Source organism: Mesorhizobium sp. B2-7-1 (genome assembly GCF_006440735.1).
GTDB lineage: Bacteria > Pseudomonadota > Alphaproteobacteria > Rhizobiales > Rhizobiaceae > Mesorhizobium.
This window is the reverse complement of record NZ_VFUA01000068.1, coordinates 26,233-35,356: the sequence shown is the minus strand read 5'-3', so window position 1 is coordinate 35,356 and position 9,124 is coordinate 26,233. Positions and strand designations below refer to the sequence as shown.

Annotated in this window: 7 protein-coding genes; 5 read left to right on the top strand and 2 right to left on the bottom strand. The window is 63.3% G+C overall.

What is annotated here, in order from left to right; translation table 11 throughout:
• Positions 1-139 precede the first annotated feature (139 nt).
• From gfa to FJ471_RS22675, 4 genes are all read left to right on the top strand, one after another.
• Positions 140-709, top strand: coding sequence for an S-(hydroxymethyl)glutathione synthase (gene gfa, locus FJ471_RS22690; protein ID WP_140806974.1), 570 nt, complete (start codon positions 140-142; stop codon positions 707-709).
• A 481-nt stretch (positions 710-1,190) separates the two neighbouring features.
• A complete protein-coding gene (locus tag FJ471_RS22685) occupies positions 1,191-2,174 on the top strand; it encodes an ABC transporter substrate-binding protein (protein WP_140806973.1) in 984 nt (327 codons plus the stop codon).
• A 90-nt stretch (positions 2,175-2,264) separates the two neighbouring features.
• On the top strand, positions 2,265-3,068 hold the full coding sequence (locus tag FJ471_RS22680; protein WP_140806972.1) for an ABC transporter permease: 804 nt from the start codon (positions 2,265-2,267) through the stop codon (positions 3,066-3,068).
• 122 nt (positions 3,069-3,190) lie between these two features.
• Positions 3,191-3,949, top strand: coding sequence for an ABC transporter ATP-binding protein (locus FJ471_RS22675; RefSeq protein ID WP_210242048.1), 759 nt, complete (start codon positions 3,191-3,193; stop codon positions 3,947-3,949).
• Between the two features lie 310 nt (positions 3,950-4,259).
• Here the strand turns inward: FJ471_RS22675 and FJ471_RS22670 are convergent, their stop codons facing one another.
• Positions 4,260-5,879, bottom strand: coding sequence for a GMC family oxidoreductase N-terminal domain-containing protein (locus tag FJ471_RS22670; RefSeq protein WP_140806970.1), 1,620 nt, complete (start codon positions 5,877-5,879; stop codon positions 4,260-4,262).
• 20 nt (positions 5,880-5,899) lie between these two features.
• Complete coding sequence (locus FJ471_RS22665) at positions 5,900-7,531, bottom strand: amidohydrolase (protein WP_140806969.1); 1,632 nt, start codon at positions 7,529-7,531, stop codon at positions 5,900-5,902.
• A gap of 302 nt (positions 7,532-7,833) precedes the next feature.
• On the opposite strand from FJ471_RS22665, the gene FJ471_RS22660 reads away from it, so the two are divergent.
• Entirely contained in the window at positions 7,834-9,108 is a 1,275-nt protein-coding gene (locus FJ471_RS22660) for an NAD(P)/FAD-dependent oxidoreductase (protein WP_140806968.1), read from the top strand.
• Positions 9,109-9,124: the final 16 nt, after the last annotated feature.

The following is a 9,124-nucleotide window of genomic DNA, read 5'->3' as shown; positions in this document are numbered from 1 at the left end:
CTCGAGGACATCAACAAGGGTTTCGACCTCATGCATGAGGGCAAGTCGATCAGGAGCGTCGTGGTTTACTGAAGCAACCCAACGGGCCGCAGGCCGGAGTGCCGGCGACCCTTTTTTGTCAACATGGGAGGAAACAGGAATGGCCGAAAAACTGCATCACTCGATCGACAATGGCTTGCCGAAGGAAAGCGCATCCTTCTCCGGCGGCACGCTGGTCTGTCTTTGCACCTCGAAGCCGGTGAAAGTGAAGGTCAAGGGCCAGATCGCCCACAACCACGCCTGCGGCTGCACCAAGTGCTGGAAGCCGGAGGGCGCCGTGTTCTCGGTCGTGGCCGTTGCCGGCACGGGCGACGTCACCGTGACGGAGAACGGCGACAAGCTGAAGGTGGTCGATCCGGCAGCACTCATCCAGCGCCATGCCTGCACCGGCTGCGGCGTCCACATGTACGGCCCGGTCGAGCGCGACCATCCCTTCAAGGGCCTGTCCTTCATCCATCCCGAGCGCTTCGAGGAGGACGGCTGGTCGCCACCGGGCTTCACCGCCTTCGTCTCCTCGATCATCGAATCCGGGGTAGACCCGAAGCGGATGGACGGCATCCGCGCCCAGCTGAAGTCGATCGGGCTCGAGCCCTATGACTGCCTCAACCCCGGCCTGATGGACTACATCGCCACCTGGACGGCGAAAAAGTCGGGCGCGCTGCCGGCCTAGCCGCCGTGCCACGCCGCGGGGCGCGGCGTTTGCGCCGAAAATCTCGGGGATGCGGCCGATGAGGCCGCATCCCTCGCTGGCTCCTCGAAGCATCTGAATTTGCCATTCATCTTGGCGCTGCCGTCGATTTCCCCGGTGGCCCGAGAACGCCTCCGATTGGGCAAACCGTCCCACAAGATTCCTTTGATCAGCACGCCATCCACGGTCGTTGGCGCGTCTGCCGGCGCTATCGGAACCGCTGTCGCCTAGCGCCGCCGTTCAAGCTCATCAGCCGGGCTCAGCCCGCTGCTTCGGTTTCGGCGAAGCAAAGGACAGAAAAAGACTTCTTTTTGCGATCCGGCCCGGGTGCTCTCTTGCGGGCCTAGAACACGCTAGGCTCGCCTGGGAGGCGACGCATAACAAGAGAGCGGCTGCCAAAACGCCGCTTGGCATGGGCCGTTGAATGGGCCGATGCCGGCAACAGCCATGGGGAACCAAGACAATGAAGACATTCCGAAACTGCCTGATGACCGCGGTCAGCGCAGGCCTGCTGGGCCTGGGGCTTGCCGCTCCCGCCAATGCCGGCGCCATTCGCCTCGGCATGACGACCTGGGTAGGCTACGGGCCGCTGTTTCTTGCCCGTGACCTCGGCTACTTCAAGGAAGCCGGCGTCGACGTCGACCTGAAGGTCATCGAGGAATCGGCGCTTTACATGGCGGCGGTCGCCGGCGGCGACCTCGACGGCGCCGCCTCCACCGTCGACGAGCTGATGAAATACCGCTCCGACGACCTCTGCTTCAAATATGTCGTGGCGCTCGACGACAGCCATGGCGGCGACGGCGTCGTCACGCAGCCCGACGTCAAGTCGCTCAAGGACCTGAAGGGCCAGCAGGTGGCCTTGAACGAGGGCTCCATTTCCGAATTCTGGTTCAACGTGCTCCTGAAAAAGGAAGGCATGACCGAGGACGACGTCACCATCACCAACATGACCGCCGATGATGCCGCGACCGCCTTCATCGCCGGCCAGGTTCCGGCCGCGGTGACCTGGGAGCCGCATCTCACCGAAGTCCGCAAGGGCGGCAAGGGCAAGGTGCTGATCGATTCCACGGCCACGCCCGGCCTGATCGTCGATGTGATCGCGCTCAAATGCGACCTGATCGAGAAGCACCCCGAGGACGTGAAGGCTCTCATCAAGGGCTATTACAAGGCGGTCGACTACATCAAGACCAACCCGGACAAGGCCTATGAGATCATGGCCAAGGGCATTGGCGGCTATCTCGAGAAGCCGGAGGATTTCGCCGCCGGCGCCAAGGGCGTGCGCTACTACGACCGCGCCCGCAACCTGGAATTCTTCGGCACGCCGGAGAAGAGCGAAGCGGCCGACCTGGTGAACTTCGCGCAGGACATCTGGGGCAAGGCCGGCAAGCTCAAGATGACGATCGACTCGAAAACCATCCTCGACACCGATTTCATCAAGGAACAGTGAGCCTTCGGGATTGCCGGGGTTGGCCCATTCGGGCCAGCCCCGTTTTCTTGAAGCCAGGTTTTCGCGTTTGGATTCTACGGAGGCCATCTTATGGCACAGAGGCGAACGGCGTGGACGCGCCTGACGACCCCATTCGCCAACATCCCTGCCAGCACGGCAACCGCGCTTGCGCTGGCGATGTGGGTTGTCGTGATCGGCGGCTGGGCTTTGCTGTCCTATGGGCGCGTCGTGCCGAACATGTTTCTGCCGACACCTGGAACCGTGCTCGAGACGACCTATCGCATGTCGCTCGACGGCAGCCTTTTCTACCACACTTTGACAAGCGCCAAGGTGGTCATCCTGGGCTTCATCGTGTCGTCGGTGATCGCGGTGCCGCTGGGGCTGTGGATGGGCACCTACCGGGCAGTGCAGGCGCCCCTGGAGCCACTGGTCAACTTCATCCGCTATCTGCCCGTCACCTCCTTCGTGCCTCTGTTCATCCTGTGGATCGGCATCGGAATCGAGCAGCGCATAGCGGTCATCTTCTTCGGCACGTTCTTCCAGCAGCTGGTGATGATCTCCGACTGCGCCCGCAGCGTATCCAGGGATCTGGTCAACGCCTCCTACACGCTTGGCACCAAGCGCAGCGAGGCGGTGTGGCACGTCATTTTCCCTGCGGCACTTCCCGCGATCCTCGACACGCTTCGCGTCACCATGGGCTGGGCCTGGACCTATCTGGTCGTGGCCGAACTCGTCGCCGCGTCAAGCGGCCTTGGCTATATCAGCCTCAAGGCGATGCGCGGCTTCCAGGTCGACGTGATCTTCATGGCGATCGCCGCGATCGGGCTTCTGGGCCTGATCACCGACACGGCATTCCGCATTCTCCGGGCAAGGGTTGCGCCATGGGCACCTTGATCTTGAACGCATCCTCGCAAACCGCAGCCGGATCAAGGGTAGTGATGACCGAAACCGTCAAGGCGAACAATTTGGACGGCATGGCCTCTGCCAATGTCGATGCGCGTGCCGCCGGGACCACGATGGCCATCGAGGACGTGACATTGCGCTATGGCGACGCCAACGGCGTGCTGGCGCTGGACGATGTGTCGCTGAAGGTGGCCAAGAACGAATTCTGTGTCATCGTCGGTCCTTCGGGATGCGGCAAATCCAGCCTGCTCTACCTAGCCGCCGGCCTCAACGATGCGACCTCGGGCAGCATCAAGGTCGACGGCAGGGAAGTGATCGAACCGGGTCCCGACAGGGGCATGGTGTTCCAGAGCTACACCCTGTTTCCCTGGCTCACGGTGCGCGCCAACATCGAATATGGGCCCAAGCGCAAGGGGCTGCCGGCGCAGCAGCGCAAGCAGATCGTCGACCAGTATCTGAACGAGGTTGGGCTCGCGCCCTTTGCCGACCATTACCCGGCGCAACTGTCAGGCGGCATGAAGCAGCGCGTGGCGATCGCGCGCGCCCTTGCCAACGATCCGGCCGTGCTCCTGATGGACGAGCCGTTCGGCGCGCTCGACAGCCAGACGCGCGGCACCATGCAGAAGCTGCTCCTGCGCGTCTGGGAGCGGCAGCAGAAGACGGTGCTGTTCGTCACCCACGATATCGACGAGGCGCTGGTGCTCGGCGACCGCGTGCTGGTGATGACGGCCCGGCCAGGCAAGATCAAGGCCGAGATCAAGGTCGACATCCTGCGGCCGCGCTCGATGGACGTCATCCTCGAGCCCGACTTCATCGCGCTCAAGCGCCGCATCCTCGGCCTCCTGCACGACGAGATCGACGAGGTTCACTAAACCAGTCTCTCGACATAGGGTTTCTCAAAAGGTTCGAGGCTTCAGCGCAGACGCAGGGGATTGGCCGAAGCCTCTCAGCTTCGTCATCCACGGGTGAAGCGGACGCGGAGACCCGAGGATACATTCCGTGACCGTGGCCGATGGATGCAGCGGAGCAGAATTCTTCACCGCGGCAACGCCTTGGAGTCCCGGAATGGATTCCAGGGTCTGCGCTGCGTCGCTGCGCTCCTTGCTCCGCCCCAGAATGACGACATTTGGAGGGCTCCAGCCAATTCCGGGCGTTTGCGACGGTTCACCGAAACAGCGGTGGCTACTTGCCCCCGCGATGTCCCGAGCCAAGGATCATTTCCGAAACCTTCTGGCCGATCATCATGCTCGGCGCGTTGGTGTTGCCGCCGATCAGCTTCGGCATGACCGAGGCGTCGGCGACCCGGAGCCCATCCAGGCCGCGCACCTTGAGCGTCGCCGGATCGACGACAGCCATGTCGTCCGTTCCCATCTTGCAGGTTCCCACCGGGTGATAGACGGTCAGCGCCTCGGCGCGCAGATAGGCCAGGATCTCGTCGTCGCTGTTTATATTCTTGCCCGGCAGCATCTCCTTGCCGCGCACCGCGTCGAACTCGGACGAGGCAAAAATCCGGCGCGCGATCTTGATGCCTTCGACCAGCACCATGGCGTCGTCTTCATGGGTGAAGAAGCGGTGGTCGATCAGGACGTCGCGGCGGGAGCTGTCGCGCGACAGCCTGATCTCGCCCACGCTTTTCGGTCTCAGGACGCAGGTGTGAATAGCGTAGCCGTGGCCGTATTCGATGAGCCTGCCGCGATGGCTGCGATAACCCGGCACGAAATGGAACTGGATGTCGGGCAGGCTGTTCGCGTGCCTGGTCTTCGCAAAGCCGCCGGCTTCGACATAGTTGGTGGTGAGCATGCCCTTGCGGCGCGCGAAATACTGGAAGGGCGCGGCGGCGATACGGGGCAGGTTGGCGATCGACAGGCCGAGCGTCCTGGTACTCCTGGAGCGCACGGTGATCATGCCATCGATATGGTCCTGCAGGTTCTTGCCGACGCCTGGCAGGTCGAGGACCGGCGTGATGCCGATCTGCTTGAGCTCATCTGCCGGTCCGATGCCGGATGTCATCAGGATCTTGGGCGAGTTGATGGCGCCGGCCGAAAGTACGATCTCGCGGCTGGCCGAGAGCGTCTTCTGCTGGCCCTCGTGCCCCACGCGCATTCCCGTGGCGCGGCCCTCGGCGATGACGAGGTCGATCACCTCGCATTGGCTGAGCAGCGTCAGGTTCCTGCGATCGAGCACCGGGCGCATGAAGGCGCTGAAGCTGCTGAAGCGCTGTCCGCGGTTTTGCGTGACGTTGTAGATCCCGAGGCCGAACTGGCTTTCAGCATTGAAGTCGCTATTGGCGGGCAGGCCCGCGTTCCTACCGGCCTTGACGAACATGCTTGAAAGCTCGTTCGGATCGCGCGGATTGTCGACCAGCAGCTCGCCGTCGCTGCCGTGATAGCGCGGGTCCTGGCCGAGCAGGTTGCGCTCCAGCTTCCTGAACACGGGCAGCACGTCGCGATAGGCCCAGCCGGCGCAGCCTAGCCCAGCCCATTCGTCATAGTCTTCGGAGGCGCCGCGGATATAGACCATCGAATTGATCGAGCTCGATCCGCCAAGCGCCTTGCCGCGGTTGACCGGAATGCTGCGGTTGTTGAGATGCGGCTGCGGCACGCCGACGAAACAATAGTCGTAGGTCGGGTTGCCGTAGAGCGAGAGGATGCCCGCCGGCACTTTGACCCGCAGGCTGTCGTCGCTTCCGCCGGCCTCGATCAGGCACACTTTGATCGACGAATCGGCGCTCAGCCGGTTGGCGATCACGCAACCGGCCGAGCCGGCGCCGACGACGATGTAGTCAAATTCAGCCGCTTCCATCAAACCCCCAAGACGCGGCCTCAAGCCGCGGGTTCTTCCCAGACAGATCTGCCGCCGACGATCGTCTTCAGAACTTTGATGTCCGCGATTCTGTCCGGCTCGACCTGCAGCGGATCATCGGAAAGGACGATGAAGTCGGCGAGCTTCCCCGCCGCCAGACTGCCCTCGTCGTCTTCCCGATGGCCGGCAAAGGCCGCCCCCAGCGTATAGGCATGAAGCGCCTGCGCGACGCTGATCCTCTGCTGCGGGACCCAGCCGGTTTCCGGCCGGCGATCCCGGCTTTGTCGCAGCACCGCATTGCGAATGCCGATGAGCGGATTGAGGTCGACGATGGGCCAATCGGTTCCGAACGCGACGGCGCCTGAGGCATCGAGGATAGAGCGGACCGGAAAGGCCCGCGGCAAGGATGCAGAGCCGACGCGCACCTCCCAAATCCCTTCCATTCCAAGCCACTGGTCGCGTGGATAGATCATGGCGGGTTGGAAGCTCGCTATCGCCCCTATGTCGCGAAAACGCTCGATGTCGCGCGCGGTGGGTATTTCGCAATGCTCTACCCGCGGCCGGCACTGCCGCGAGCGTTCTCCGTCCGCGGCATAGGCGTCGAGCGCCATTTCGATGGCGCCTGTGCCGATCGCGTGCGTCCAGACCTGAAAGCCTTCCTGCTGCGCGCGGCTGACTGCTGCGTTGTAGGCAGATGCCTTCCAAAGGCAGGTTCCCGTTTCGCCCGGTTTATCAGCATAGCCCTGGGGCATGAAGCCGGTGTGGGATTCCAGCACGCCGTCCAGGAAGAATTTGATGACGCGCCCGTCGAGAAAGTCAGGGTCGAGGTCATCCCTCCATCCGGACACGCGCGCAATCACCTCGTCGAGGCTCGAATCCGGATTTACGATGCTCGAAAGCGTGAACCGCAGGGTCAATTCGCCCTTCGCCAATATCTCCGCCAGCGAGGGGACAGCTTCGTCATCCATCCCTGCGCTCTGGACCCGCGACAGTCCCAGACGGTTTGCTTCCTTGGTGGCGGAGATCAGCGCCGATCGCAGATCCGATTGCGAGGATTGGGGGATCAGCGCTTCGAACTTGGACCACGCTTTCTCCTTCAACCACCCGGTCGGCTCACCGCTCGCATCTCTCACGATCTCGCCGCCTTCGGGGTCGGCCGTGTCCCGCGTGATGCCGGCAAGTGCCAGCGCCTTGCTGTTCACCCACGCGGCGTGAGCCATGCCCGAGCGGAAGAAAACCGGGCGATCGGCAACAACCTGGTCGAGAAGCGATTTGTGGAAGCCGCCTTCGGCGAGGTCGGGGTAGCCGTAGCTGAATTCGCTGCCCACGATCCATTCGCGGTCGGGATAGGCCTGCGAATAGGCCTTCAACCGGGCAAGCACGTCGCCAAAGGTCTTTGCCTCGCGCAGCCGCACTTCATCGAGATATTTGCTTCCCCAGGCGAAATGGACGTGGGCGTCGATGAAGGCCGGCATGGCGAACCGGCCCTGGAGATCGACGATTTCGGCGTCCTTGGATGCTTGCGCCCTGACGGAAGAAGAAGAGCCGACAGCCACGATGCGCTCGCCGCGAACCAGCATCGCCTCGGCAACGGGGTTCGCCGCATCGACCGTGTATAGCGCGCCGTTCGCGTAAAGGGTCTCTCGCGCCATTTCACTCTCAGCGATCGTAAACTCTGATGCGGGTGACGCAGGGAACCACCAAATCCAAGGCGCAAGAATTACTTTTTCCAGCCCCCGTGCTTAGGGTCCGCCTAAGCTTTTCCCGAGGTCCGGAGGCGGTCCTGCCGATCGCGACCGCCGGAATTGGATGCCCTCGGCGATCCCACCGCAGCGTTTAGGGATAAGCTAAGCACTGACACATGAAATCATAATTTTCGCTCCGCCAGCCCGTCACTAAAAGCAAACCGGACCTCCATCACAGCGGCGAAAGCCCTATCGAAAGAGACGTGGATATGTCGGTTGAGAAGGTAGACACGCTCGTCGTCGGCGGCGGCCAGGCCGGGGTGGCCATGAGCGAGCACCTGAGCAAATGCGGGGTGCCTCATCTCGTTCTCGAGCGGGGCCGGATCGCCGAGCGCTGGCGTTCGCAGCGGTGGGATTCGCTGGTCGCCAACGGCCCGGCCTGGCATGACCGGTTTCCGGGCATGGAGTTTCCCGTGACGGGCCCCGAGGGCTTTCCTTCCAAGGAGGAGGTGGCCGACTATTTCGTCGCCTACGCAAAGCAGATCAACGCGCCGATCCGCTGCGGCGTCGAGGTCAAGCTCGCGCAGAGAAATGTCGGCCGTCCGGGATTCCGCGTCGAGACCTCGGATGGCGTGATCGAGGCCAACAGCATTGTTGCCGCGACCGGACCTTTCCAGGTCCCCGTCATCCCGCCGGTTGTCCCGAAGGAAACCGGCATCCTGCAAATCCACTCCAGCGCGTACCGCAATCCGGCGCAGCTGCCGAAGGGCGCGGTGCTGGTGGTCGGGGCAGGGTCCTCGGGCGTGCAGATCGCCGACGAACTGCAGCGCTCAAGCAGGCGCGTCTATCTCTCGGTCGGCCCGCACGATCGCCCGCCACGCGCCTATCGCGGCCGTGACTTCTGCTGGTGGCTGGGCGTTCTCGGCAAATGGGACCTCGAGACCCCGGGGCCCGGCACGGAACACGTCACGATCGCGGTGAGCGGCGCGCGTGGCGGCGAGACGATCGATTTCCGCCGTCTGGCCGCGCAGGGGCTTACGCTCGTCGGCATGACGAAGACGTACCAGGACGGCGTCATGACCTTCGCGCCCGATCTTGCGAAGAACATTGCCCGCGGCGACGCCAATCTGATGTCGCTGCTGGACGAAGCAGACGCCTACGTCGCCCGCAACGGCCTGGACCTTCCGGAGGAACCTGCCCTCCGCAGGATCGACCCGGATCCGGACTGCGTCACCAATCCGATCAGCGAGCTCAACCTGGCCGAGGCCGGGATCGCGACGATCATCTGGGCGACGGGTTTTGCCGTCGACTACAGCTGGCTGAAGGTCGACGCCTTCGACGAGAAGGGCCGGCCAAGGCACCAGCGCGGCGTCTCGGTCGAGCCCGGTATTTATTTTCTCGGACTGCCCTGGCAGTCGCGCAGAGGGTCGAGCTTCATCTGGGGTGTCTGGCACGATGCCAAGCATGTGGCCGACCGTATTTCGACGCAGCGCAAATATCTCGCCTACCACGCGGCCGCGATGCGCGAGCCGGTGGACGCCTGACCAAAGCTGCGAGCCC

Coding starts and splice junctions, on each gene's coding strand:
- FJ471_RS22665 (WP_140806969.1), bottom strand. CDS start 7,531: ATGGCGCGAGAGACCCTTTACGCGAACGGCGCGCTATACACGGTCGAT.
- FJ471_RS22685 (WP_140806973.1), top strand. CDS start 1,191: ATGAAGACATTCCGAAACTGCCTGATGACCGCGGTCAGCGCAGGCCTG.
- FJ471_RS22660 (WP_140806968.1), top strand. CDS start 7,834: ATGTCGGTTGAGAAGGTAGACACGCTCGTCGTCGGCGGCGGCCAGGCC.
- FJ471_RS22680 (WP_140806972.1), top strand. CDS start 2,265: ATGGCACAGAGGCGAACGGCGTGGACGCGCCTGACGACCCCATTCGCC.
- FJ471_RS22670 (WP_140806970.1), bottom strand. CDS start 5,879: ATGGAAGCGGCTGAATTTGACTACATCGTCGTCGGCGCCGGCTCGGCC.
- FJ471_RS22675 (WP_210242048.1), top strand. CDS start 3,191: ATGGCCATCGAGGACGTGACATTGCGCTATGGCGACGCCAACGGCGTG.
- gfa (WP_140806974.1), top strand. CDS start 140: ATGGCCGAAAAACTGCATCACTCGATCGACAATGGCTTGCCGAAGGAA.